The following is a 24597-nucleotide window of genomic DNA, read 5'->3' as shown; positions in this document are numbered from 1 at the left end:
TCGCGTGGACCTGATGGAGTACCAGGCGAAGGAGCTCTTCGCCAAGCACGAGGTCCCGGTGCTGCCGGGGTCCGTGGTCGAGACGGCCGACGCCGCACGTGCCGCGGCGGCCGAGATCGGCGGCCAGGTGGTCGTCAAGGCGCAGGTGAAGACGGGCGGCCGCGGCAAGGCCGGTGGCGTCAAGCTGGCCGAGAACCCCGACGAGGCCGCCGAGAAGGCCGGGGCGATCCTCGGCATGGACATCAAGGGCCACACGGTCCACCGGGTGCTCGTCACCCAGGCCAGCGACATCGACCAGGAGTACTACGTCTCCTACCTGCTCGACCGCGCCAACCGCACGTACTTGGCCATGGCCAGCGTCGAGGGCGGCATGGAGATCGAGCAGCTGGCGGTCGAGCGGCCCGAGGCGCTGGCCCGCATCCCGGTCGACGCCATCGCCGGTGTCGACGCCGCGAAGGCCGCCGAGATCGCCGACGCCGCGGGCTTCCCCGCCGACGTCCGCGACCAGGTCGTCGACATCCTGCAGAAGCTGTGGACGGTGTTCACCAGCGAGGACGCCACGCTGGTCGAGGTCAACCCGCTGGTGAAGACGCCCGACGGCAAGGTCGTCGCGCTCGACGGCAAGGTCAGCCTCGACGACAACGCCGAGTTCCGCCACGAGGAGCACGCGCAGTTCGAGGACAAGGCCGCCGCCGACCCGCTGGAGGCGCGGGCCAAGGAGAAGGACCTCAACTACGTCAAGCTGTCCGGTGAGGTCGGCATCATCGGCAACGGCGCCGGCCTGGTCATGTCGACGCTCGACGTGGTCGCCTACGCCGGCGAGGAGTTCGCCGTCGATGGGCACAGTGTGAAGCCGGCGAATTTCCTGGACATCGGCGGCGGTGCGTCGGCCGAGGTCATGGCCAACGGCCTCGAGATCATCCTGTCCGACGCCGAGGTCAAGAGCGTCTTCGTCAACGTGTTCGGCGGCATCACCGCCTGCGACGCCGTCGCCAACGGCATCGTGCACGCGTTCGAGCTGCTCGAGAGCCGCGGCGACCAGGTCACCAAGCCGCTGGTCGTCCGTCTCGACGGCAACAACGCCGAGGAGGGCCGGCGCATCCTGTCGGAGTTCGCCGCCAAGGCGCCCGAGGGCCTCATCGAGCAGGTCGACACCATGGACGGTGCCGCGCGACGCGCGGCCGAGCTCGCGGCAGCGAAGTAGGGGCGACGAGAGTCATGGCAATCTTCCTCGACGAGAACAGCAGGATCATCGTCCAGGGCATCACCGGCGCCGAGGGCACCAAGCACACGCAGCGGATGCTCAAGGCCGGCGCCAAGATCGTCGGCGGGGTCAACGCCCGCAAGGCCGGCCAGGAGCTCGACTTCACCGAGTTCAGCCCCGAGGCCGTCCTCACGGTGTTCGGCACCGTGGCCGAGGCGATGGACAAGACCGGCGCCAACGTGTCGGTCGCGTTCGTGCCGCCGAAGTTCACCAAGGACGCCGTCATCGAGGCCGTCGACGCCGGCATCGAGCTGCTGGTCGTCATCACCGAGGGCATCCCGGTGCACGACACCGCGGAGTTCTGGGCCTACGCGCAGTCCAAGGGCAACAAGACCCGCATCGTCGGCCCGAACTGCCCCGGCGTCATCAGCCCCGGCAAGTCCAACGCCGGCATCATCCCGGCCGACATCACCGGCCCCGGCCCGATCGGCCTGGTCAGCAAGTCCGGCACGCTGACCTACCAGATGATGTACGAGCTGCGCGACATCGGCTTCTCCACCGCCGTCGGCATCGGCGGCGACCCGGTCATCGGCACCACGCACATCGACGCGCTCGAGGCGTTCGAGGCCGACCCCGAGACCAAGGCGATCGTCATGATCGGCGAGATCGGCGGCGACGCCGAGGAGCGGGCGGCCGCCTACATCAAGGAGCACGTCACGAAGCCGGTCGTCGGCTACGTCGCGGGCTTCACCGCGCCCGAGGGGAAGACCATGGGCCACGCCGGCGCCATCGTGTCCGGCTCGTCGGGCACGGCGCAGGCCAAGAAGGAGGCGCTCGAGGCCGCCGGGGTCGCCGTCGGCAAGACCCCGAGCGAGACCGCGCGGCTGATGCGCGAGATCTACCAGAAGCTCTGAGCCACGAAGGATCGGGAGAGACTCGGCCGGGCCGTCCCCTGGGCGGCCCGGCCGATTCGCGTCCCGGGGGAGTCAGGGCTGCTGCGCCGGCTCAGCGCCGGCCGTAGGCGGCGAGGAAGACCCGCACGCCCTCGTCGGCGTAGCGACGCAGCTCCGCGGCCGGCGGCGGAGCGTCGTCGCCGGTGAGCATGGCCCGGTTCAACGGGACGGACATCACCAGCCAGTTGAAGTGCGCGGCGGCGAGCTCGGCGTCGTCGGCGGCGAGCAGGCCGCGCTCGGTCAGGCCGCGGAACGCCGCCGCGAGGTCGGCCATCGTCCGGGCCGGGCCGCGCTCGGCGAACAGCCGGCCCAGCTCGGGGAAGCGGCCGGCCTCGCCGATCACCAGCCGGCGCAGCTGCAGCAGCCGCGGCCGCATCACCATGGCCAGCTGCCGGCGGGCGAGGTCGCGCAGGTCGGCCGCGACGTCACCGGTGTCGCGCAGGCTCGCGACCTCGGCGTGCACCGGTTCTGCCGCCTCGTCGACAGTGCGCGTCACGATCTCGGTGAACAGCGCCTGCTTGTCGGAGAAGTGCTTGTAGACGGTCGGCTTGGACACGGCGGCCTCGGCCGCGATCTGGTCGATGGTGGTGCCGGCGTAGCCCTGCGCCAGGAACACCCGGGTGGCGGCCTCGAGGATCGCCCGGTGCTTGCGGGCCGACCTGCTCTCGGTCTTGTCATCGGGTGGGCTCATGGGCGTAGAGTTTACTACACCGTTTAGTTTAGATCTGGCAGGAGGAGCGTCATGGGCAGGATCGTCGTCATCGAGAACATCAGCCTCGACGGCGTCATGCAGGCGCCGGCCGGGCCGGAGGAGGACACCCGCGGCGGCTTCCGGCACGGCGGATGGGCCGCGCCCTACAGCGACGAGGTCGCCATGCGCGAGATGGGCGAGGGGATGGCGAAGGGCGAGCAGGGCGGGCCGCTGCTGTTAGGCCGGGTCACGTACCAGCAGTTCGAGGCGTTCTGGCCGAAGCAGACCGACGGCAACCCGTTCACGCCGGTGCTCGACGCCGCCCGCAAGTACGTCGTCTCGACCACCCTGACCGAGCCGCTGACCTGGGAGAACTCCGTCCTCATCGGCGGGGACGAGATCGCCGCCGTCAAGGAGCGCGAGCCCGGCGACATCGGCGTGCTGGGCAGCGGCGAGCTGGTGCAGACGCTGCTGCGGCACGACCTCGTCGACCAGTTCGTGCTGTCGATCCATCCGCTGGTGCTCGGCGAGGGCGCCCGGCTGTTCCGCGACGGCGCGCAGCTGGCGGCGTTCCGGCTGGTGAAGTCCGTCCCGACCACCACCGGCGTGATCATCGCCACCTACGACCGCGACCGCTGAGGCGCGTCAGGTGACGGCGGCGCGGACGACGTTCTCGGGGCGGCGGTGTTCGCCGGCGGCGAGGACGGCGGCCATGTGCTCGACCGCGTCGTACACGTCGGTGAAGCGGGTGTAGAGCGGCGCGACGCCGAAGCGGGCGAGGTCGGGCTCGCGGAAGTCGCCGACGACGCGGCGGGCGATCAGCGCCTGCACGAACCCGTACGCCTCGGGCAGCCGCAGGCACAGCTGCGAGCCGCGGGCGGCGTGGTCACGCGGCACCTCGGCCTCGACGCCGTGCACGCCGAGCCGCTCGGACGCCAGCGCCAGGAACAGGTCGGTGAGCGCCAGCGACTTGCGCCGCACGTCGGCCATGGACACGCCGTCGAACGCGTCCAGGGCGGCGTCCAGCACCGCCGTCCCGACGACCGGCGTGGTGCCGCTGAGCAGCCGCCGTACGCCGTCGGCCGGCCGGTAGTCGCGCTCCAGCGCGAACGGCGTCGCGTGCCCGAACCAGCCGGTGATCGGCTGGTCGACGACGCCCAGCCAGCGCGGCGCGACGTAACCGAACGCCGGCGCGCCGGGGCCGCCGTTGAGGTACTTGTAACCGCAGCCCACGGCGAGGTCGGCGTCCCAGCCCGCGAGGTCGACGGCGACGGCGCCGGCGGAGTGGCACAGGTCCCAGAGCACGACGGCGCCGGTGTCGTGCACCGCGCGGGTGACGGCGGCGCCGTCGTGCATGCGCCCGAGCCGGTAGTCGACGTGGCACAGCGACACCACCGCGACGTCGTCGTCCAGGACGTCGGCCAGCGGCTGCGACGAGGCGTCCCACCAGCGCACGGACAGGCCGAGCAGCCGCGCGACCCCGTCGATCACGTAGGAGTCGGTGGGGAAGTTGCCCGGCTCGGTGACGACGACCCGCCGGTCCGGGCGCAGCCGTGCGCCGGCCACCAGGAGCTTGAACAGCTGCACGCTGGTGGAGTCGCCGACGGTGACGGTGCCCGGCTCGGCGCCCAGCAGCGGCTCCAGCTTCGCGCCGACCGTCGCCGGCAGGTCGTACCAGCCGTGCGCGTTCCACGACGTGATGAGGTCGTCGCGCCACTCGCTGCCGACCAGCCGCGCGACCCGCTCCGCCACGCCGCGCGGCAGCGGGCCGAGCGAGTTGCCGTCCAGGTAGATCAGCCCGTCCGGCAGGTCGAACCGGTCGCGCAGGTGCGCCAGCGGGTCGGCGCGGTCGAGGGCCTCGGCGTCGGTGCGCTCCATGACCGGCAGCGTACGACGGCCTCAGCCCACGGCCCGCTCCAGCGCCGTCGCCAGCAGCGGGGTCACGACGCCGGGCCAGTCGCCGCCGGACGGGTCGTCCATGGCACGGAACTCCACCGCGACGACGAGGTTGGCGACGTGGGCGATCCCGACGCCGGAGAACGAGGTCGACGAGCCGGGGTTGTCCGCGGTCGGCGCGCTCGAGACGGTCCAGACGACGGCGGCGTCGGCGCCCTCGACGTCGACGGCGACCGGCTCGCCCACCGTCTGCTCGCGGTCCTCGCCCACCTCGCCGCAGACGTCCGGCAGGGAGGTGTGGGCCTCGACCAGCTGGGCCGCCGAGCCGGCGTCCGGCAGCTGTGCCACCCACTCGACGAGGGTCGCGTCGAGGTCGTGGTTGTAACCGAGGCCGAGGGTGGTGATCGCGCCGGCGCTCATGGGGTCCTGGAGACACGGCGCCGTGACCCCGTCGAGGTCCATCTCCGGCTGGCGCACGAACCCGGTGGCCGTCCCGACCTCGGCGACGTCCGCCTCGGTGAGGAACGGGTCGTCGGCGAGCTCGAGCAGCTCGTCCGCCGGCGTCGTCGGGTCGCCGGCCGGCGCCTCCTCGGCGTCGATCGTCGGCGTGTCCGTGGGGGGATCCGCGGCGACGTCGGACCCGGTGATGTCCTCGGTGCCCGGGTCGCTCACGCAGGACTCGCCGAACAGCACGTCGCACATCCGCCGGGCCGCCGCGACCGGCACCGCGAGGTCCAGCTCGCGCTCGCCGACGGTGCCCGCGGTCGGCTCGGTCTGGACGGTGACGCTGACGACGTCGCGGCTGCGGACGATGGCGACGACGGCGGCCGTGGCCTCCGGGTCCTCCGGATCCATGTAGTAGCGGGTCATCCAGCCCTCGTCGCCGACACCGGTGAGTCGCACCCTGTCGACGACCGCGGGCAGCCCGTCGGCGCCCTCCTCGTCGAGGCACCCGATCAGCTCCTCGGCCAGCCCGGCGGCGCTGCCGCCGTCGGCGAACCGGGCGAGATCCTGGCGGACCTCGCCCGCCGCGGAGCCGAAGCCGGCCCGCGCCTGGTCCAGGACCGAACTCATCGCCTCGACGGTGCGGCCGGGGTCGCAGGCGACCTCCGGGCCGGGCTCGCCGGTCGCGGCCCACGCGACTCCCGTGTCGCCGGCGACGTCCTCGGGGGTGAGCAGCGCGGCGCTGAGGTCGGCCGCCGCCGTCGTGGGGTCGGGCGCGAGGGTGGACTGGCTGGCCGGCGGCGCCGGCTCGGGCGTCGTCGACAGATCGGACGGCGTGACCATGAAGACGCCGCCCGCGACCACCGCCACACCGGCCAGCACGCCGCCGGTCACCTGGTGCCGGGTCCGCCGCGCGGCGCGCTCCCGGGCCGCCGACGGTCCCGGCAGCGCGATGCCGTCGAGGTCGGCCGAGAGGCCCGCGAGCCGGTGGCTCAGCTCGTCGTCGAACCGGTCCGTCACGACAGCTCACCTCCCGCGGCCGGGAGCCCGGCGGTGTCGCCGGTGTCGGTGAGCAGCTGCGCCAGCGCCGCCCGCCCCCGCGACAGGCGCGCCTTGATGGTGCCGGTCGGCGCCCCCGTCTCCCGGGCGATGTCGTCGACGCTCATCCCGACCAGGTGGTGCAGGACGATCGCCTGCCGCTGGCTCTCGGGGATCTGCTTGAGCGCGGTGACCAGCGCGACGTGGTCGGGGTCCGGCGACGGTGAGTGGTCGGGCACACCGTGCTTGACCAGCGCGGTGACGCCGTTCTTGGCCTTGCGCCAGCGGCTGGCGGCGATGCGCCAGGCGACGGTGCGGATCCAGGCCTCCGGGCTGCTGGCCTGGCTGACCGTCTTCCAGCGCTGCCAGGCGCGGGCGTACGCCTCCTGCGTGCACTCCTGCGCGTCGGCGAGGTTGCCGGTCATCGCGTACATCTGGTGCAGCACGCGGCGGTGGGTGGCGTTGTAGAACTCGTCGAAGTCGGCGGTGTTCGCGGCCATCGTCGTCACCCCCCGATCCGCTGCGCGGCCCGCTCGAGCAGCTGCTGCATCTGCTCGGGCGGGACGTCGACCTGATCGACCCCGTAGTAGACGACGGTGACGACGTTCTCGCTGACCGCGGCGCCGTAGACGAACACCGACGCGAACTCGCCGCTGCCCTCCGCGCGCCACGTGGCGGCCTCGTACCCGGGGACGGAGACGTCTCCGGTGCTCTCGATCACGTCGCCGGGCTGGCTGAACTGGTTCGCCTCGAACACCAGCTCCGCGTAGTGCGCCCGTGCGCCCTCCGCGTCGGCGAACGTCGCCCGTTCCTGGATGAGGATCGGTCCCCCCGGGTCCATCGGGTCGCCGTACTGACGCTGCTCCAGGAGCTCGGCCCCGTCGGCGAGCGGGTCGCGGGTGAAGGCGACGTAGCCGTAGCCGGTGGGCCCGCCTTCGTCGCCGCTGTCGAGGACCTGGCCGCCGTCGGTGAGGGCCTCCAGCCCGGCTTCGGCGAGGTCATCGGTGGTGAGCCAGCCGTCGAGGTCGCCGGTCGGTTCCGGGAAGAGCCGTTCCTGCTCCGGCGTGGTCGGGCACTCGGTGCCGAGCGCGCCGCAGAGCCGCTCGATCGCCAGCACGGCCAGCCGCGGCTGCGCCGGGGCGTTGTAGTCCTGGCCGGGACCGCCGTGGAAGACGGCGGAGACGAAGTCACCGGTGCGCACCAGGCTGGCGGTGACGTACGTCTGGGTGTCCGGCGTCGTGGGCGGACCGTTCCACACCAGCAGATAGCCGGCGTCGCCGACGCCGGACAGCGACCACACCTGGATGAGGTGGAAGTCGCCGCCGGACTCCGCGCAGCCGGTCAGCTCGTCGCGCAGCTCCTCCAGCCGGGCCTCGGCGGCGCCGTCGGCCGGGTCGACGAACTGCTCGATGTGCGAGTCGTACGGGGACTCGTACGCGACGGCCGCGGCGTCGCCGGGGATGTCGGGCACGCAGGGCAGACCGCTGGCGCCGGCGTCCACCTCGGCCCACGCCTCGCTGGTGTCGTTCTCGACGTCGTCGACCGTCAGCAGGGCGCCCGCGGGAACCGTCGGCGAGTCGCTGCCGCCGTCCTCGCCTCCGCCGGGGCTCTCGCCGCTGGACGGGTCGGGGCTGGGCTCGACCGGGGGTGTCGAGGGCGACGGCGACTGCGTCGGCGTCGTGGGAACGGCGGTCGGGGTGGGGGAGTCGGACGGTGAGCCGGCCGGGTCGGGCGACGCGACGAAGTCGGGCGGGCTGACGGCGAACACGCCCAGGGCGACCGCCGCCACGCCGGCCAGCACCCCGCCGGTGAGCTGGTGCCGGGTCCGCTGCGCGGCGCGGCGCCGGGCGGCGGCCGGACCGGGCAGCGAGATGCCCGCAACGTCCGATTCGAGCGACGACAAGCGCCGGGAAAGGCTGTCGTCGAGGTTGTCAGACACGGTGGCCTCCGGTGAGGACGGCGATGTCGCCGGGAAGAATGCGAGCCAGGGTGGCACACGCCTTCGCGAGGCGGTTCTCGACGGTCGCGGCCGACGTTCCCGTCTCCGCCGCGATCTCCGCGACGGCCGCACCCGCGAGATACCGGACGACGACCGCGTACCGCTGCCGCTCCGGCAGTCGCAGCAGCGCCGCGACGAGATCCGCGGACCCGGTGCCGGGCGGAGCGGTCGACCACCGCGCCCGTCCGCCCGGCCCGCCGCGCCACCGGCGCGATGCCAGCCGCCAGGCGGTGCCGCGGACCCACGCTTCCGGGCTGGTGGCGGCGCTGACGGCGGCCCACTGACGCCAGGCTCGCGCGTACGCCTCCTGGGTGCAGTCGCGGGCCCGGCCGAGGTCTCCGGTCAGCGCGTACAGCTGGTGCAGCACTCGCCGGCTCGTGGCGTCGTAGAACGCGTCGAAGTCCGCGGGTTCGCGCATGCCGAAACCTCCCCTGTGCCCATCGCTTCCGCTGTCACCCAGAAGGACCCGTGAGTGCGGTCCACGGTTGCACGGCGTATTCGGCGAACGGGCGCGTTTCCGCGTATTCCGATCACGGAAATGCCAGCTGATCAGGGCATGCCCGGCGTGGTGCCGCCGATTATCGCGCCTTCTGCGGTGACGATGGAGACGTGGCCGACCTGCTGACCCGACCGCTGCTCCGGCGCGAAGAGCCGGCGTGGGGGTCGCGGGTCCCGTGGCTGGCGGCCATCGTGGCGACCGCGTGGGCACTGCTGGCCGGGTTCGCGCTGTGCGTGCTGCCGGGGGTGGCGGTGTGGATCGCCGAGGGCGCGGTCGGCCCGCTGGGCGACCCGCTGCGGTTCGCCTCCCGGGTCTGGCTCGCCGCGCACCGGGCCGGTCTCGAGCTCGGCGAGGGGTCGTTCACGCTCGCCCCGCTGGGCCTCACGCTGCTGTTCGTGCTGCTGCTGCACCGGTCGGCCCGGTGGGCGGCGCACTCGGCCGGGGTGGCGACGACGCGCGGCGCGGTCGCCGTCGTCGTGCCGGCCGTGGTCACGTACGTCGCGGGCGCCGGGATCGTCGCGGCGCTCTCGGCCACTCCGGGCGTCGCGGGCGATCCGCTCGAGGCGATGCTGTGGGCGGCGCTGTGGTCCGGCGCCGCGGTGACGACCGGGGTGGCGCACGAGTCCGGACTGCTGGCCGACTGGTGGTGGCGGGTGCCACCTCTCCTGCGCGCGGCACTGGCCGGCGCGGCCGCGGCGGTGGCGGGGCTGGTCTGCGTGGGCGCGGTGCTGATGGGGGTCAGCCTCGTCGCCCACGCGGGCCGCACCGGGGACCTCGCCACCGCCCTGGACGCCGGTCTGCTCGGCACGACGTTGCTCGTGGTGGGCTGCGCGCTGATCGTTCCGAACCTGATCGTCTGGTCCGCCGCGTTCGCGCTCGGACCCGGCTTCGCGGTCGGGACGGCGACCTCGGTGGCGCCCGACGGGGTCACGCTCGGCCTGGTGCCCGCGGTCCCGGTGTTCGGCGCGCTGCCCGAGCGCCTGCCCGGCTCACTCACGTGGCTGGTGGTGGCCGGCCCGGTGCTGGCCGGCCTGCTCGCCGGGCTGATGGTGCACCGGCGGCTCGGCCCGGTTCCCGCGCCCGGCGACGACGAGATCGACGAACCCGACGAGGAGGGTGGCGACGGGGTGCCGCTGGGGCCGGCGCTCGGCGTGGCGGCCGGCGCCGGAGCGATCGCGGCGGTCGCGATGGCCGTGCTGGCCCTGCTGTCCGGCGGCTCGGCCGGCGCGGAGCGGCTGACGGTGCTCGGCCCGGTGCCGTGGGAGGTCGCCGCGGCGACGTTCGGCCTGGTGACGGTGCCCGCCACGGTGGTCGTCCTGATCCTGCGCTTCCGCCGCAGGCCGGCCACCGACCCCGAGCCCGACGACGACGCGGCGGACGACGACCCCGCCGCCGACGCCGTCGACTCCGGCACCGACCCGGCCGCCGACGCACCGCCCCCGCCCCCGCCCACCACGAGTTGATCTTGGAGTTCTTCGGCCATCTATCGGGCGAATCGGACCGGGATCGCCGAACAACTCCAAGATCAACGCGGGTTGGAGGTGGGGCACGGGCCGACCGGGCGGCGGGCCGACGGTATTGTCGCCGGGTGACCTGCCGGATCGTGGTGCTGGTGTCGGGTACCGGCAGCAACCTCGCCGTCCTGCTCGACGCCTGCGCCGACCCCTCCTACGGCGCGACGGTGGTGGCCGTCGGCGCCGACCGCGACGGCATCCGCGCGCTCGAGCTGGCCGCCGAGGCCGGGGTGCCGACGTTCGTCGAGCGGGTGAAGGACCACCCCGACCGCGCCGACTGGGACCGCGCGCTGGCCGAGAGGACCGCCGAGCACGCGCCCGACCTCGTCGTCTCGGCGGGATTCCTCAAGCTCGTCGGCCCCGCCTTCCTCAGCCGGTTCGGCGACCGCTACCTCAACACCCACAACGCGCTGCTGCCGTCGTTCCCGGGCATCCACGGCCCCCGCGACGCGCTCGCCTACGGCGTCAAGGTCACCGGCGCCACGCTGTTCTTCGTCGACGAGGGCGTCGACACCGGCCCGATCGTCGCCCAGGTCGCCGTCCCGGTGCTCGACGACGACACCGAGGACACCCTCACCGAGCGGATCAAGGTCGCCGAACGCGCCCAGCTGGTGGAGTACGTCGGCCGGCTGGCCCGCGAGGGCTGGACCATCACCGAGAGAAAGGTCACCATCCCGTGAGCGAGGCCCGTACGCCGATCCGGCGCGCGCTGATCAGCGTCTACGACAAGACGGGGCTGGAAGAGCTGGCTCGCGGCCTGCACGCGGCCGGCGTCGCCATCGTCTCGACGGGGTCGACGGCGGCCCGCATCGCCGACGCCGGGGTGCCGGTGACGGCGGTCGAGGAGCTCACCGGCTTCCCCGAGTGCCTCGACGGCCGGGTCAAGACGCTGCACCCCAACGTGCACGCGGGCCTGCTCGCCGACGTCCGCCACGAGAGCCACCGCACGCAGCTCGCGGAGCTCGGCATCGAACCGTTCCAGCTGCTGGTCAGCAACCTCTACCCGTTCGCCCAGACGGTCGCGTCGGGCGCCGGGCCGGACGAGGTGATCGAGCAGATCGACATCGGCGGGCCGTCGATGGTCCGCGGCGCGGCGAAGAACCACGCCAACGTCGCCGTCGTCGTCGACCCCGCCCGCTACGGCGAGGTGCTGGCCGCCGTCGAGGCCGGCGGATTCACCCTGGGCGAGCGGCAGCGGCTGGCGCTGCAGGCGTTCACCCACACCGCCACCTACGACGTGCATGTCGCGTCCTGGCTGGGCAGCGCCGTCGCGCCGCCGGCCGACGGCACCGTCTTCCCCGAGTGGGTCGGCGGCACCTGGGACCGCAGCGCCGTCCTGCGCTACGGCGAGAACCCGCACCAGGCCGCGGCGCTCTATCGCAGCGGCTTCGGCGCGCCCGGGCTGGCCGGAGCGGAGCAGCTGCACGGCAAGGAGATGTCGTACAACAACTACGTCGACGCCGACGCGGCCTGGCGCTCGGCGCACGACTTCGACGAGCCGGCCGTCGCCATCATCAAGCACGCGAACCCGTGCGGCATCGCCGTCGGCACCGACATCGCCGACGCCCACCGCAAGGCCAACGCGACCGACCCGGTGTCGGCGTACGGCGGCGTCATCGCGGCGAACCGGCCGGTGACGGCCGAGGCGGCGGAGCTGATCGCGACCATCTTCACCGAGGTCGTCGTCGCGCCCGACTTCGAGCCCGGCGCGCTGGACCTGCTGACGCAGAAGAAGAACGTGCGGCTGCTGCGGGTCGCCGGCACCGACACCCGTCCGGTCGAGACCCGGGCGATCTCCGGCGGCCTGCTCATGCAGCAGGTCGACCGCGTCGACGCCCCCGGCGACGATCCCGCGACGTGGACGCTGGCCGCCGGCTCGCCGGTCGACGACGCGACGCTGGCCGACCTCGCGTTCGCCTGGCGGGCGGTGCGGTCGGTGAAGAGCAACGCGATCCTGCTGGCCAGTGGCGGTGCCGCGGTCGGCGTCGGCATGGGCCAGGTGAACCGCGTCGACTCCGCGCGACTGGCGGTCACCCGCGCCGGCGACCGCGCCGCCGGCTCCGTCGGCGCCTCCGACGCGTTCTTCCCGTTCCCCGACGGCCTCCAGGTGCTCGCCGAGGCCGGCGTCCGCGCCGTCGTCCAGCCGGGCGGCTCGGTGCGCGACGAGGAGGTCGTGGCCGCTGCTCGCGAGGCCGGCATGACGATGTACTTCACCGGCACGCGGCACTTCTTCCACTGACGTTCGTCGGCGCCGGGTGTGTGGGGGCTCCCCGTCCCCCTGCTGCCCATTTTCGGCCAAGAACGGGCAGCTATCAGGGGGACGGGGAGGATGTGGGCACGCCTCGGCGTCGGCGTGCCCGTTTCGCGCGCTTTGTCGGGCTNGTCGGCGTGCCCGTTTCGCGCGCTTTGTCGGGCTGTGGACAGCGATGATCATCGGCGATCGCCTACATCACGAGGATTGTCTGAGCATCAACACCCCTACAGCCGTGGTGATGCTGGGGTAATCCTCGTGATGGCCCGCGAATCGCGGCGAAATCTCACCACGTGGACGCTCCACGACACCAAACTCACACCGAAACGGGCGCAGAGGCCTGGCGCCGTCGCCACACTCCCCCCGTCCCCCTGATAGCTGCCCGTTCTGAGCCGCGGGCGCGCGGGTCAAGCGGTCCGCATCAGCGCGAAGCGCCTCCATCGGTCCGCTTGAGGCGCGCGGACGCGGCCAAGACAATCGGGCAGCAGGGGGGACGGGCCCACGTCACGACGCGGGCCAACGCCGCACCCCCCCGGCGGCCGGGAAACGATGATGACCAGCCGGGAGGTGAGGGTAGGGTGACGACCATGGCAGCCAAGAAGTCCGGGGGCAACGACGATCTCAAGGCCAAGTTCCGGGAGGCCCTGGAGCGGAAGAAGTCCGCCGACCACGACCACCCGCACGACGAGGCGGCCGGCACCGGCCCCTCGCACGAGGACGCGGCGAAGACCCAGCGGATGTTCCGCCGCAAGAGCGGCTGAGCACCGGTCGGCCGCGGGTTCGGGCCATGCGAGAATCAGGTACGTGAGCGCGAAGATTCTCGACGGCAAGAACACCGCGGCCACCATCCGTTCCGAGCTCACCGCCCGGGTGAAGGCCCTGGGCGAGCGGGGTGTGGTCCCGGGGCTGGGCACGGTGCTGGTCGGCGACGACCCCGGCAGTCACGCGTACGTCGCCGGGAAGCATCGCGACTGCGCCGAGGTCGGCATCGAGTCGTTGCAGGTCGAGCTGCCCGCCACGGCCACGCAGGCCGAGGTCGAGGCCGCTGTCGCCCGGCTCAACGAGAACCCCGCCTGTCACGGCTTCATCGTCCAGCTGCCGTTGCCGAAGGGCCTGGACGAGGAGCGGGTGCTGTCAGCCATCGACCCAGACAAGGACGCCGACGGCCTGCATCCGCAGAACCTCGGCAAGCTGGTGCTCATGCAGCCGGCGCCGCTGCCGTGCACGCCGCGCGGCTGTCTCGAACTGTTGCGCCGCTACGACGTCCCCACCGACGGCGCCGAGCTGGTGGTCGTCGGGCGTGGAGTCACCGCGGGCCGCCCCATGGGCCTGCTGTTCTCGCGCCGCAGCGAGAACGCCACCGTCACGATCTGCCACACCGGCACCCGCGACCTCGCCGGCACGGTGCGGCGCGCCGACATCGTCATCGCCGCGGCCGGTGTGCCGGGGCTCGTCACCGCCGACATGATCAAGCCGGGGGCGGCCGTCCTCGACGTCGGCATCACCCGGGTCGTCGGGGCCGACGGCAAGGGCCGCTACACCGGCGATGTCGCGCCCGAGGTGCGCGAGGTCGCCGGCTATCTCGCACCGATGCCCGGCGGCATCGGCCCCATGACTCGTGCAATGCTGTTGGCCAACGTCGTGGAGGCGGCCGAGGCCGCCGTCACCGCGTAGGCCGGACCCACGCCTGGCGAGCGGATCGGCGGCCTCACGCCGGTTCGTTCTTCCCCTTGAGGAGGACTCATTTCATGGCCGAGAAGTCTCCGCGCGGCCTCGCCGACGTCGTGGCCGCGTCCACGTCGATCTCCGACATCGACGGGCGAGCGGGTCGGCTCTCCTACCGCGGCTACGACATCCACGACATCGCCGGGCGCATCTCCTTCGAGGAGTGCGTCCATCTGCTGCAGCGAGGCACGCTGCCCACCCAGGCCGAGCTCGACGGCCTGACGGCCGAACTGGCCGACGGCCGCCGCTACGGCTCGGTGGCCACCACGCTGCTGCCGTACGTCGTGCAGAGCGGCACCCCGATGGAGGCCCTGCGCACGCTGGTGTCGTCGCTGGCCATCGACGACCCCGACGCCGCCGACGCGTCGATCGAGGCCGACCGCCGCAAGGCGACGCGGCTGGTCGCGCAGATGCCGGTGCTGGTGGCGTCGTACGAGGCGCAGCGGTCCGGCCGCGAGCTTCCCGAGGCCGACCCCGAGCTGGGCATCGCCGGCAACTTCCTGCTGCAGATCACCGGTGAGCGGCCGGCGCCGCGGGCCGCGGAGATCTTCGACGAGTGCCTGGTGCTGCACGCCGACCACACGATGAACGCGTCGACGTTCACCGCGCGCGTCATCGCCGCCACGCTGTCCGACATGCACTCGGCCATCACCGGCGCCATGGGCGCGCTGCGCGGCCCGCTGCACGGCGGCGCCAACGAGGCGGTCATGAAGACCCTCACCTCCATCGACGGCGACGCCGACGCCGTCGACCAGTTCGTCCGCGACGAGCTCGCCGCCGGCCGCAAGATCATGGGGTTCGGCCACCGCGTCTACAAGACCGAGGACCCGCGCGCCACGCACCTGCGCAAGATGAGCGAGGAGCTGGCCGACCTCACCGGCAACCGCCGCTACTACGAGTTCTCCCGCCGCATGGAGCAGGTGGTGCTCGACGAGAAGGGCCTGTACCCGAACGTCGACTTCTTCGCCGCCAGCGTCTACCACGCGCTGGGCATCCCGACCGACCTGTTCACGCCGGTGTTCGCCATCTCGCGGATGAGCGGCTGGACGGCGCACGTCATCGAGCAGCACGAGGACAATCGACTCATCCGGCCCGACAGCGACTACACCGGGCCGCACGACCAGCAGTGGGTGGAGATCTCGAAGCGGTGACCACACGCGCCGGTACCCATCGCGCGGCGGCCAGGAGCCGCTGGGCACAGGCCGCCGAGCGGCGGCTCATGCCCGCGAGCTGGGTGCGCGCGGTGTTCCGGCAGTGGCCGCTGCTGCTGGTGCTCGCCGTCGTCGCCGTCGGCACGTTCATCGTCGCGGACAACCACTTCCGCCGCGGCACGTTCATCATCGCCGGCGGCGTGTGCCTGGCGGCGGTCCTGCGGGCGGTGCTGCCCAGCGGCGTCGCCGGCCTGCTGAAGGTGCGCTCGCGCGCGCTCGACCTGCTGACGCTGGGGTTCCTGGGGGCGGGGACCCTGATCGCGTCGCTCATCGTCCCGCCCCCGTCCTGACCCCCTGTTTCCGTCGCAGCTCACCGAGGAGAGATTCACCATGGCCCAGGCGCCCGTCAACGTCACCGTCACCGGTGCGGCCGGTCAGATCGGCTACGCCCTGCTGTTCCGGGTGGCGTCCGGCCAGCTGCTGGGCGCCGACACCCCGGTGCGGCTGAAGCTGCTGGAGATCCCGCAGGCCGTGAAGGCGGCCGAGGGCACCGCCATGGAGCTGGACGACTGCGCGTTCCCGCTGCTCAGCGGCATCGACATCTACGACGACCCGCGTCAGGCGTTCGACGGCGTCAACGTCGCCCTGCTGGTCGGGGCGCGGCCGCGGACGAAGGGCATGGAGCGCGGCGACCTGCTCGAGGCCAACGGCGGCATCTTCAAGCCGCAGGGCGGGGCCATCAACGCCGGGGCCGCCGACGACGTGCGCGTGCTGGTCGTGGGCAACCCGGCCAACACCAACGCGCTGATCGCGCAGTCGCACGCGCCGGACGTCCCGGCCGAGCGGTTCACCGCGATGACCCGCCTCGACCACAACCGCGCGCTGTCGCAGCTGTCGGCGAAGCTGGGCGTCGGCGTCTCCGACATCAGCAAGCTGACCATCTGGGGCAACCACTCCGCCACCCAGTACCCCGACATCTTCCACGCCGAGGTCGCCGGGAAGCCGGCGTCGGAGCTGGTCGACGAGGCGTGGCTGACCGACGACTTCATCCCGACGGTGGCCAAGCGCGGCGCCGCGATCATCGAGGCCCGCGGCGCGTCGTCCGCGGCGTCGGCGGCCAACGCGGCCATCGACCACGTCTACGACTGGGTCAACGGCACGCCGGAGGGCGACTGGACGTCGGCCGCCATCGTGTCCGACGGCTCGTACGGGGTTCCGGAGGGGCTGATCTCGTCGTTCCCGGTGGTCTCGCGCGGTGGCGCCTGGGAGATCGTCCAGGGCCTGGAGATCAGCGATTTCTCGCGGCAGCGCATCGACGCGTCGGTGCGGGAGCTGACCGAGGAGCGCGACGCGGTGGGGGCGCTGGGGCTCATCTGAGCGTCTGTTATCTTGACGTCGAGACAAACATTCTCATCCGGGAGTTGCTGACATCATGGCGAAGATCAAGGTAGCCGGGCCCGTCGTCGAGCTCGACGGCGACGAGATGACGCGGATCATCTGGGCGTTCATCAAGGACCGCCTCATCCATCCGTACCTCGACATCGACCTGCGCTACTACGACCTGTCGATCCAGAACCGCGACGCCACCGACGACCAGGTGACCGTCGACGCCGCCCACGCCATCAAGGAGCACGGCGTCGGCGTCAAGTGCGCCACCATCACCCCCGACGAGGCCCGGGTCGAGGAGTTCGGCCTGAAGAAGATGTGGCGCTCGCCCAACGGCACCATCCGCAACATCCTCGGCGGCGTGATCTTCCGAGAGCCGATCGTCATCAGCAACATCCCGCGACTGGTGCCGGGCTGGACCAAGCCGATCATCGTCGGCCGCCACGCCCACGGCGACCAGTACAAGGCGACGGACTTCAAGGTGCCGGGCGCGGGCACCGTCACCATCACCTACACCCCGGCCGACGGCTCCGAGCCGATCCAGCACGAGATCGCCCAGCTGCCCGAGGACGGCGGCGTCGTCATGGGCATGTACAACTTCAACAAGTCCATCGAGGACTTCGCCCGGGCGTCGATGTCGTACGGCCTGCAGCGCGGCTACCCGGTGTACCTGTCGACGAAGAACACCATCCTCAAGGCCTACGACGGCGCCTTCAAGGACATCTTCGCCGACGTCTACGAGCGTGAGTTCAAGGCCGAGTTCGAGAAGGCCGGGCTCACCTACGAGCACCGCCTCATCGACGACATGGTCGCCGCGTCCCTGAAGTGGGAGGGCGGCTACGTCTGGGCCTGCAAGAACTACGACGGCGACGTCCAGTCCGACACCGTGGCGCAGGGCTTCGGCTCGCTGGGCCTCATGACGTCGGTGCTCATGACGCCCGACGGCAAGACCGTCGAGGCCGAGGCCGCACACGGCACGGTCACCCGGCACTACCGCCAGCACCAGGCCGGCAAGCCGACCTCCACCAACCCGATCGCCTCGATCTTCGCGTGGACCGGCGGCCTCAAGCACCGCGGCAAGCTCGACAACACGCCCGAGGTCACCGGCTTCGCCGAGACGCTCGAGGACGTCATCGTCAAGACCGTCGAGTCCGGCGTCATGACGAAGGACCTCGCCCTGCTGGTCGGCCCCGACCAGGAGTGGAAGACCACCGAGGACTTCCTCGGCGCGCTCGACGAGAACCTCGCCAAGCGGCTGGTCTGAGTTCCGGCCCCGACGTCCGCCGTGCGGCCGGGCTGCGCCTAGGCTCGGCCGCATGGTGGACGACGAGACCTTCCGGGCGCTGGCGCGCTCGTCGCCATGGCGGTGGCGCTCGGTGGAGCTGACCCGCACGCTGGTGGGCGATGCGATCACGGCCGACCACGCCGTGCGGGCGTGGATCGACCGGCCCGGCCGCATGCGGGTGGTCGAGCCCGACGGCACCGAGCACCTGGTCGACGAGACCCCCGCCGAGCGCGGACTGGTAGTCGTCGCGAGCTCGGACGGGTCCCCGGTCGAGCCGCCGGTCGTCACCGTCCCGCTCGACCCCGCCGCCCCGCGGCCGGTGCTGCGGCCCGACGGGCTGGTCGCCCAGCGGCCGTCCGACGTCACCGTCGCCTACGACGACCCGATGTACGAGAACTACCTGTGGGTCGCCATGCTCGACCCGGTGGAGCTGTCCGGCGGCGTCGACGTGCTGTCGGTGCGCGCGACGGTCCTCGAGGGCCGCGACACCGTCGAGGCGGTCGTCCGGCCCACGGCCGGCTACGACCCGCGCTGCACCTGCTGCGCGCTGTTGTTCGGCGAGGTCGCGGCCGAGCTGCTGCACGCCGAGGGCGGACCCGAGCCCGAGGACCGCGCGTTCGCCGACGAGTTCGCCGTCGCCCTCGACGTCGAGACCGGCATCTGCGTCCGTCTGCGCGAGATCGGCGGCGACGACGACGGCGCCGGCTTCGACGTCAGCATCGCCGCGGTCACTCCCGTGTGAGCGCGGCCGGCGGCTGAGGGCGTACGGTGTGCCGGTGGCCGCGCGAGCATACGAACAGACCGCCTCCGAGTTCGTCTCCTGGGCACGCGCCAACCATCCGAGCGTGGACGTCGAGCCCGATGTCGTCGAGACGATCCTCGAGTTCAAGGCGAACTACTTCGACTCCGCCGACCCGGCATCGTGGCGGGCGGGCGAGCTGACGGAGATCCTGACCGACATCGTCCCGCGCAAGGTCGTCGCCGATCAGGAGTGGAACGACGCGCTGATCCGCACGGTCCCGCTGTTCATCGAGTTCTTGGCCGACCAGAAGCGGCCCTACGCGATTCGCCGGCTCCGGGCGGAGGCCGAGGCCGCGCTGCCGGCCTTCGCCGCGGCCGTGAACGACTCCGAGCGGTGGGGCGTCGGCAAGCGGCTGCTGTCCGCCATGGGCGCGGAAGGCATACCGGATCAGGCCGCGCTGGACGAGCTGATGGCGCAGTTCAACGCGCTGCCGTTCGAGGAGCGCGACCGCATCCTCGGCGCCATGCCGTCCGCGGGTCCGCCGGCCGAGCCGCCGGTACCGTTGCCGGCCGTGCGGTTGGCGCCCGTCGACGAGCTGGCCGCAGCCGCGCGGTCGGCGCCGCTGGTCGCGGACGTTCTCGCGCTGGTGCACTGGCTCGGCAACAGACGCGAGGTCACCACGACCGGTGCGCTTCGGGTCAAGGACGGCAAGGAGGCCGCCGTCGCGCTCGGGCTCGTCGATCCCGAGGAGCTCGCGCGGCGCGAGGCGTTCTTCGGCATTCGCAGCAGCGCGGACCTCGCCGGTCTGGACGAGCTGTGGCTCACCGCGGTCGGGTCGGGCGTCGTCCGCCTCACCGCCAGCCGGGCCTATCCGGGCGAGGCCATGGACGACTGGCGCAGCGGCGACGCCGATGCCGTGCTGTCGGCGTGGGGCCGGCTGTTCGACGCCGTCCTCACCGCCGTGGTCGAGGGCGACTACGCCATCACGGCATACCAGGCCGACGTGCACGCCGACCTGCCCCCGGTGTTGTTCTCCGCCTACGTCGACGGCGAGATCTCGCGGGACCGCGTGGTCGAGAGCCATGCCGAAGAGATCGCCGGTCACCGGATGTTCGCCCTGCCGAGCTTCGACCCGAAGACCGAGGTGAGGAAGGCCCTCGACAACGGCCTGAGCCGGCTGGAGCGACTGGGCGCGGTGACGATCGACGGCGACGCGATCCGTCTCACGCCGCTCGGGGTGTGGAAGCTCAACACCTTGTACACGTCGTTCGGCTGGGACGCGCCGAGCGTGGGCGACCTCTCCGGCGCCGACACCGTCACCCGGCTCGCCGGGCTGTCGTCGCTGTCCGACGCCGACGCGGCCGAGGAGATCGCGGCGTGGCTCGGCACTGCCGACCACGCGACGCTGGCCGGCGACCTCGCCGAGGCGATCGGCACGGTGGAGCCGTGGCTCCGGCCGGCGCTGTTCGACCTGCTGACGCGCCTCGGCGAGGCCGCCGGTCCGGCCGTCGCCAGACTCGTCGACACCCCGTGGTGGCGCTACGCCGCGGCCTGGTACGAGCAGCGGGGACAGGACGGCCCGCGGCCGCTGTCCGGGGCCGATCGCGCCTGGCTGCTGGCCGACCAGCTCGCGCCGACGGTCGAGGAGCTGGGCGACGACGTCGAGCCGCTGCGGGCGGTGCTGCCGGCCATGCCGGACGTCGACGCGATCCGGCTGTACGACGATCTGGTCCGCAGCGGCCATCCACGCGCCGGCGACGTCCTCGAGGCGTTGTCGCGGCTGGCCACCGACAAGCAGACGGCGAAGGCGGCACGGAAGGCCGCGTTCAAGGCGCGCAGCCGGTGAGCGCCGCGGTCATTCCCGTGTGAGCGTCGAGCGCATCAGCGTCACGTTGTACGGGCCCCACTGGGTCAGCGCGAAGTAGAGGTCCGGTCCGCAGGACCACGGGTGCAGGAACCCGCCGTACAGCGCCGGATACTCCGCGCCGTCGACGATGACCTGCTCGTCGCCCCACGGGCCGGTCGGGCCGGGCGCGTCGCGCAGCACGATCTGCGCCCGCGACTCGTCCAGGTAGGTCATCAGCCAGCGGCCGGTGTACTCGTTGTACTGCACGGACAGCTCGCCAATCGGGCCGTCGGCGACGGGCACGGCGGCGGCCTCGGACGGCGACCAGTCGGAGCCGTCCCAGTACCGGTAGGCGTCCTTGTCGAGTACCTTGCCGGCCGGGACGCGGGCCAGGTGCGCGTCGCCCCAGCGGCCGTTGGGGGTGCCGAACAGGTAGACGTGGCCGCGGTGCCGGACGAACGCGGTCATCTGGAACTTCGAGTCCCATTCCGGCGTGTTCGGCCAGACGGCGTCCGGGTCCTTCGTCCACGTCTCGCCGTCGTCGTCGGACCACGCGATGCCGGAGTGGTTGGTGAACCACTGCCCGGGCGGACCCCAGTGGTTCACCGACATGTAGTGGATGAAGCTGCGGCCGCCGACCGCGATGCCGGCGGTCGGGATGACCGTCTCCTCGACGCCGTTCTGCTGCAGGCAGTCCAGGAGCTGGCCGGCGTGGCCGGGGCGGTCCTGCACCATGGTGTCGAACGTCATGCCGTCGGCGAGGTCGCGGTCGGAGGACTTCGCCAGCACGTTGCACCGCCAGTCGGCCTCGCGCGGCCCGGCGCCGTTGCCGCCCCAGCCCTCGCCGTAGGTGTCGCCGAAGGCCATCAGCACCTCGCCGGCGCCGTTGTCCCACATGATCCCGAGGTCGGTGCCGTGCACCTGGTAGCGCACGTCGGTCGCGTTGATCGAGCCCGCGCCCGTCAGCAGCGCCACCGGCTCGCCGCGGGTGACGGTCACTCCGTCTGACGGTGCCGGCGAAGGCTCGCCCGCGGAGGCGACGAGGGCGCTGGCGAGCAGCAGGCCCGCGCCGGTCAGGGTGGGCAGAAGCGGTCGCACGAGATCTCCTTCGACGTCGGCGGCAGCGGAGAAATCGATTTCTACCCTACGGAACGCCGACCTCGACGGTCAAGGCCGACGCCACTTCGTGAAAGGGGTGGGGTGGGGTGGGCTGAGGTGATGGGGGCCGGGCCCGAGAGGTCAGGCCTGCCGGATCGAGCTGGCGCGCACCTGCAGCTCGGTGGGCAGGACGATGCGGGTGACGTCGGCGTCGGGCTTGGCGAGCCGCCGGGTCAGCAGCTGGCCCGCCTGCCGGCCCACCTCGTAGGCGGGCTGCGCCACGGTCGTGAGCGTGGGCCGGATGAGGTCGGCCCACGGGATGGAGTCGAAGCCCACGACGGCGATGTCGGACGGGATGGTGCGCTCGCGCTGGACCAGGCACTCCAGCGCGCCGACCGTCATGAGGTTGTTCGCCGCGAACAGCGCGTCGGGTTCCGCGCCGTCGTCGAGCAGCGACGCCATGGCCTCGAACCCGCCGCGCTCGCGGAAGTCGGCGTAGCGCACCAGCGCGGGATCGAGCGGCAGGCCGGCCGTCGACAGCGCCCGGCGGTAGCCCTCGTAGCGCGACGTGGCGGTGCTGAGCCAGCGCGGCCCGCCGATGCAGGCGATGCGGCGGTAGCCCTGCTCGACCAGGTGCGTGGTGGCCAGCTCGGCGCCGTGCTCGTTGTCGACGAGGACGGTGTCGGTGCGGGGCCCCTGCAGCTCGCGGTCGATGACGACGACGGGGCAGCCGGCGTCGAGCAGCAGCTTGACGTCGTCGACGCGGTTGGACGACGGCGAGATGATGACGCCGGCCATCTGCTCGGTGAGCGCCGCGGCGATGTAGTTCGACTCCTTCTCCGGGTTCTCGTCGCTGTTGCAGAGCACGACGGAGTAGCCGGCGGTCAGCGCGATGTCCTCGACACCACGGACCATGGCGGTGAAGAACGGGTTCTCGACGTCGGAGATGATGACCGCCCACAGCGTGGTGCGGCTGCGCCGCAGGTTGCGGGCCACGGCGTTGCGGCGGTAGCCCAGCTCGGCGACGGAGGACGTGACCCGCTCCGCGAGCGCGGGATCGACCTGCGTGTGCCCGTTGAGCACCCGCGAGACCGTCGCCGCCGAGACGCCGGCATGGCGTGCGACGTCGTAGATCGTGACCACCCCGAGCCTCCCTCGCCGAACGACCAGCGTCCTCAGATCCTAGTCCAGGGTGGAATCGATTTCCGACCCGTTTTATCCGTAGTACACCTCCAGCTCGGCCACGGACGTGAACCGCGCCGAGCCGCCTGGCCGCCCGATCAGCCGGACGCCGTCGCCCCAGGTGTCGTCGAACGAGAACGTGAACGTCCGGAACGGGCCGGCGGTGTCGTCGTGCGGATAGGGCGGGTCGACGGCGAGGCCGGTGACATCGTGCCACGTGTGCTCGCGGCGCACCTGGACGCGCGGGCCGCCGCCGGCGGCGTCGAACCAGCCGCCGTCCGGGAACATCTGCCCGGTGGTGTAGACGAGCCGGTTGAGGTGGACGGCGTGCGGCCAGGTGTAGCCCCACCGGTCGACGTCCTTGGCCGCGCCGTTCCAGCTGTCCTCGCTCAGGTCGGTGCGGCCGTCGGCCAGGTAGTGGTCGTGCCCGTAGTGCGATGTCGTGTCGGTGACGACGGCGCCCGGCTCGGCGCGGGCGAGGTTGCGCCCGGGGTCACGCGGGTTGGCCGGCTCGGTCGGCGTGTACGGCTCGAGGCGGAGCCGGCGCAGCGAGAACTGGTACGTGTTGGGCGGGTGGCCGACGCCGACGAACCAGTTGGCCTGCACCCACAGCTCCCGGCCGTCGGCGCTCATGAACTTCGACGGCGCGACGGTGGCGTATCCGCCGCTCTTCGGGCCGGGCGAGCCGGGGTCCTCGCCCCACCACGGGTAGGGGCCGAAGTCCTTGTGCAGGAACAGCCTCCACGGCCCCCACGGCGCCGGGGCCTCGTAGAACTCGAAGGTGTGCTCGGTCCAGGACAGGTACAGATAGCGCGCCAGCGCCGGGTTGTACACGACGCAGCCCTGCGACAGGACCGAGTTGCCGTCCGGCGTGACGACGCCGGGATACACGCGTCGCTCGTCGTGCAGCACCGCGACCCGGGCGTCGAGGTCGTCGCTCCACACCGGCCGGTCGCCGTCGAGGCCGGCGAAGAACCTCCAGGCCGAGCGGTCGGTGACCGCGCTGACCGGCACCCGGGCCAGCCAGAGGTCCAGCGGGTCGGCGACGACGCCGCTGAACGAGTCGCGCCAGTTGCGGTCCAGCGCGTACGCGTAGACGTACCCGGCGTTCTCCGGCCCCAGCACCGCGGCGCCGCTGTTGCTCTGACCGAAGTCGAGGAAGAACACCGTCGTGAACACGTGGCCGGTGAACATCGGCGCGGCGCCCCACTGCCAGGTGCGGCCGTAGTCGGTGGAGCGCACGATGGTCGCCGCCGGCGCTTCGTCGAACGCTCCTTCGCCGTGGCGGAGGTCCTGGACGGCGAGGTACAGCTCGTCGCGGCCGTCGCCGTCGCCGTCGACGGCCACCATGCCGGTGGGCTTGCGGTTGAACCGCGCGGGGTCGCCCCAGATCGGCGCGACCTGGTCGCCCGCGGCCAGCCGGACGCCGGTGATGCCGGTGGCGGGGGTCCCGTCGACGCGGTTGACGACGATGTCGGACCACGGCTGGTCGGAGAAGCCGCGGCCGTCGCCGTTGGCGGCGTAGAGCGCGCCGTCGTCGGCCCACGCCGCCGGCCACAGGTCGCCGTCGCTGGCGGTGGCCACCTCGCGGTGGTAGGGGATCGCCGCGGTGGCGAAGAACGTGCTGGTGAGCGGCGGCAGCGCCCGCCCCGGCCAGCCCCGCCCCGGCGGCGCCGGCCGCGGGACCGCGGCC

Annotated in this window: 23 protein-coding genes; 14 read left to right on the top strand and 9 right to left on the bottom strand. The window is 72.6% G+C overall.

Features of this window, described 5'->3' with window-relative positions:
* Window positions 1–4: 4 nt before the first annotated feature.
* Window positions 5–1204 (top strand): ADP-forming succinate--CoA ligase subunit beta, encoded by a 1200-nt coding sequence (gene sucC / locus DY240_RS10055; RefSeq protein ID WP_119659786.1) that lies wholly within the window; start codon window positions 5–7, stop codon window positions 1202–1204.
* Between the two features lie 14 nt (window positions 1205–1218).
* Window positions 1219–2118 carry a succinate--CoA ligase subunit alpha gene (gene sucD / locus DY240_RS10050; protein ID WP_119659785.1) on the top strand — a complete coding sequence of 300 codons (900 nt, stop codon included), beginning with the start codon at window positions 1219–1221 and terminating at the stop codon, window positions 2116–2118.
* Window positions 2119–2209: 91 nt separating this feature from the next.
* Here the strand turns inward: sucD and DY240_RS10045 are convergent, their stop codons facing one another.
* Window positions 2210–2848, bottom strand: a complete 639-nt coding sequence (locus DY240_RS10045) for a TetR/AcrR family transcriptional regulator (RefSeq protein WP_119659784.1) — start codon at window positions 2846–2848, stop codon at window positions 2210–2212.
* A gap of 51 nt (window positions 2849–2899) precedes the next feature.
* Between DY240_RS10045 and DY240_RS10040 the strand changes: the two genes are divergently transcribed.
* On the top strand, window positions 2900–3487 hold the full coding sequence (locus DY240_RS10040) for a dihydrofolate reductase family protein (RefSeq protein WP_119659783.1): 588 nt from the start codon (window positions 2900–2902) through the stop codon (window positions 3485–3487).
* A gap of 6 nt (window positions 3488–3493) precedes the next feature.
* Here the strand turns inward: DY240_RS10040 and kynU are convergent, their stop codons facing one another.
* The 5 genes from kynU to DY240_RS10015 are packed head-to-tail and all read right to left on the bottom strand — an operon-like array spanning window position 3494 to window position 8643.
* Window positions 3494–4726, bottom strand: a complete 1233-nt coding sequence (kynU, locus tag DY240_RS10035; RefSeq protein ID WP_119659782.1) for a kynureninase — start codon at window positions 4724–4726, stop codon at window positions 3494–3496.
* Window positions 4727–4747: 21 nt separating this feature from the next.
* A complete protein-coding gene (locus DY240_RS10030) occupies window positions 4748–6208 on the bottom strand; it encodes a hypothetical protein (RefSeq protein ID WP_119659781.1) in 1461 nt (486 codons plus the stop codon).
* On the bottom strand, window positions 6205–6726 hold the full coding sequence (locus DY240_RS10025; RefSeq protein ID WP_119659809.1) for an RNA polymerase sigma factor: 522 nt from the start codon (window positions 6724–6726) through the stop codon (window positions 6205–6207). Before DY240_RS10025 ends, DY240_RS10030 begins: the two co-directional genes overlap by 4 nt.
* 5 nt (window positions 6727–6731) lie before the next feature.
* Window positions 6732–8165, bottom strand: coding sequence for a hypothetical protein (locus tag DY240_RS10020; protein WP_147375267.1), 1434 nt, complete (start codon window positions 8163–8165; stop codon window positions 6732–6734).
* The gene (locus tag DY240_RS10015; protein WP_119659779.1) at window positions 8158–8643 is read right to left on the bottom strand and encodes a sigma factor-like helix-turn-helix DNA-binding protein; all 486 of its coding nucleotides are present in this window, start codon (window positions 8641–8643) and stop codon (window positions 8158–8160) included. Before DY240_RS10015 ends, DY240_RS10020 begins: the two co-directional genes overlap by 8 nt.
* A 191-nt stretch (window positions 8644–8834) precedes the next feature.
* On the opposite strand from DY240_RS10015, the gene DY240_RS10010 reads away from it, so the two are divergent.
* From DY240_RS10010 to DY240_RS09960, 11 genes are all read left to right on the top strand, one after another.
* On the top strand, window positions 8835–10187 hold the full coding sequence (locus DY240_RS10010) for a cell division protein PerM (RefSeq protein ID WP_119659778.1): 1353 nt from the start codon (window positions 8835–8837) through the stop codon (window positions 10185–10187).
* Between the two features lie 125 nt (window positions 10188–10312).
* Complete coding sequence (purN, locus tag DY240_RS10005; protein WP_119659777.1) at window positions 10313–10918, top strand: phosphoribosylglycinamide formyltransferase; 606 nt, start codon at window positions 10313–10315, stop codon at window positions 10916–10918.
* Window positions 10915–12477: a bifunctional phosphoribosylaminoimidazolecarboxamide formyltransferase/IMP cyclohydrolase gene (gene purH, locus DY240_RS10000; protein WP_119659776.1), complete on the top strand. Its 1563-nt coding sequence runs from the start codon at window positions 10915–10917 to the stop codon at window positions 12475–12477. The genes purN and purH overlap by 4 nt, the downstream gene beginning before the upstream one ends.
* Window positions 12478–13076: 599 nt before the next feature.
* Window positions 13077–13250 carry a DUF5302 domain-containing protein gene (locus tag DY240_RS31830; RefSeq protein ID WP_158602804.1) on the top strand — a complete coding sequence of 58 codons (174 nt, stop codon included), beginning with the start codon at window positions 13077–13079 and terminating at the stop codon, window positions 13248–13250.
* A gap of 43 nt (window positions 13251–13293) precedes the next feature.
* Window positions 13294–14163: a bifunctional methylenetetrahydrofolate dehydrogenase/methenyltetrahydrofolate cyclohydrolase gene (locus DY240_RS09990; protein ID WP_119659774.1), complete on the top strand. Its 870-nt coding sequence runs from the start codon at window positions 13294–13296 to the stop codon at window positions 14161–14163.
* A 74-nt stretch (window positions 14164–14237) separates the two neighbouring features.
* Entirely contained in the window at window positions 14238–15365 is a 1128-nt protein-coding gene (locus DY240_RS09985) for a citrate/2-methylcitrate synthase (RefSeq protein ID WP_119659773.1), read from the top strand.
* Window positions 15362–15715 (top strand): DUF3017 domain-containing protein, encoded by a 354-nt coding sequence (locus DY240_RS09980; RefSeq protein ID WP_199701216.1) that lies wholly within the window; start codon window positions 15362–15364, stop codon window positions 15713–15715. The genes DY240_RS09985 and DY240_RS09980 overlap by 4 nt, the downstream gene beginning before the upstream one ends.
* Before the next feature lie 40 nt (window positions 15716–15755).
* Complete coding sequence (locus tag DY240_RS09975; RefSeq protein WP_119659771.1) at window positions 15756–16742, top strand: malate dehydrogenase; 987 nt, start codon at window positions 15756–15758, stop codon at window positions 16740–16742.
* Window positions 16743–16797: 55 nt separating this feature from the next.
* A complete protein-coding gene (locus DY240_RS09970; protein WP_119659770.1) occupies window positions 16798–18015 on the top strand; it encodes an NADP-dependent isocitrate dehydrogenase in 1218 nt (405 codons plus the stop codon).
* Between the two features lie 52 nt (window positions 18016–18067).
* Entirely contained in the window at window positions 18068–18778 is a 711-nt protein-coding gene (locus DY240_RS09965) for a hypothetical protein (RefSeq protein ID WP_119659769.1), read from the top strand.
* A 34-nt stretch (window positions 18779–18812) separates the two neighbouring features.
* Window positions 18813–20624 (top strand): hypothetical protein, encoded by a 1812-nt coding sequence (locus DY240_RS09960; protein WP_147375266.1) that lies wholly within the window; start codon window positions 18813–18815, stop codon window positions 20622–20624.
* 9 nt (window positions 20625–20633) lie between these two features.
* On the opposite strand, the gene DY240_RS09955 is transcribed toward DY240_RS09960, so the two are convergent.
* From DY240_RS09955 to DY240_RS09945, 3 genes are all read right to left on the bottom strand, one after another.
* Entirely contained in the window at window positions 20634–21722 is a 1089-nt protein-coding gene (locus DY240_RS09955; protein WP_119659767.1) for a DUF4185 domain-containing protein, read from the bottom strand.
* Window positions 21723–21863: 141 nt separating this feature from the next.
* Entirely contained in the window at window positions 21864–22865 is a 1002-nt protein-coding gene (locus DY240_RS09950; protein WP_119659766.1) for a LacI family DNA-binding transcriptional regulator, read from the bottom strand.
* A gap of 72 nt (window positions 22866–22937) precedes the next feature.
* A partial coding sequence (locus DY240_RS09945) for a DUF4185 domain-containing protein (RefSeq protein ID WP_119659765.1) occupies window positions 22938–24597 on the bottom strand: 1660 nt, incomplete at its 5' end.

This window comes from Jiangella rhizosphaerae, from assembly GCF_003579925.1.
Lineage (GTDB): Bacteria > Actinomycetota > Actinomycetes > Jiangellales > Jiangellaceae > Jiangella > Jiangella rhizosphaerae.
This window is presented reverse-complemented; position numbering and strand designations above follow the sequence as displayed.

What these genes read in the sequence shown, in the direction of transcription:
- DY240_RS10045 (WP_119659784.1), bottom strand. Translation starts at nt 2,848, where the DNA reads ATGAGCCCACCCGATGACAAGACCGAGAGCAGGTCGGCCCGCAAGCAC.
- DY240_RS10015 (WP_119659779.1), bottom strand. Translation starts at nt 8,643, where the DNA reads ATGCGCGAACCCGCGGACTTCGACGCGTTCTACGACGCCACGAGCCGG.
- sucD (WP_119659785.1), top strand. Translation starts at nt 1,219, where the DNA reads ATGGCAATCTTCCTCGACGAGAACAGCAGGATCATCGTCCAGGGCATC.
- DY240_RS09985 (WP_119659773.1), top strand. Translation starts at nt 14,238, where the DNA reads ATGGCCGAGAAGTCTCCGCGCGGCCTCGCCGACGTCGTGGCCGCGTCC.
- DY240_RS09965 (WP_119659769.1), top strand. Translation starts at nt 18,068, where the DNA reads ATGGTGGACGACGAGACCTTCCGGGCGCTGGCGCGCTCGTCGCCATGG.
- DY240_RS09975 (WP_119659771.1), top strand. Translation starts at nt 15,756, where the DNA reads ATGGCCCAGGCGCCCGTCAACGTCACCGTCACCGGTGCGGCCGGTCAG.
- DY240_RS09970 (WP_119659770.1), top strand. Translation starts at nt 16,798, where the DNA reads ATGGCGAAGATCAAGGTAGCCGGGCCCGTCGTCGAGCTCGACGGCGAC.
- DY240_RS10025 (WP_119659809.1), bottom strand. Translation starts at nt 6,726, where the DNA reads ATGGCCGCGAACACCGCCGACTTCGACGAGTTCTACAACGCCACCCAC.
- DY240_RS10040 (WP_119659783.1), top strand. Translation starts at nt 2,900, where the DNA reads ATGGGCAGGATCGTCGTCATCGAGAACATCAGCCTCGACGGCGTCATG.
- DY240_RS31830 (WP_158602804.1), top strand. Translation starts at nt 13,077, where the DNA reads ATGGCAGCCAAGAAGTCCGGGGGCAACGACGATCTCAAGGCCAAGTTC.
- kynU (WP_119659782.1), bottom strand. Translation starts at nt 4,726, where the DNA reads ATGGAGCGCACCGACGCCGAGGCCCTCGACCGCGCCGACCCGCTGGCG.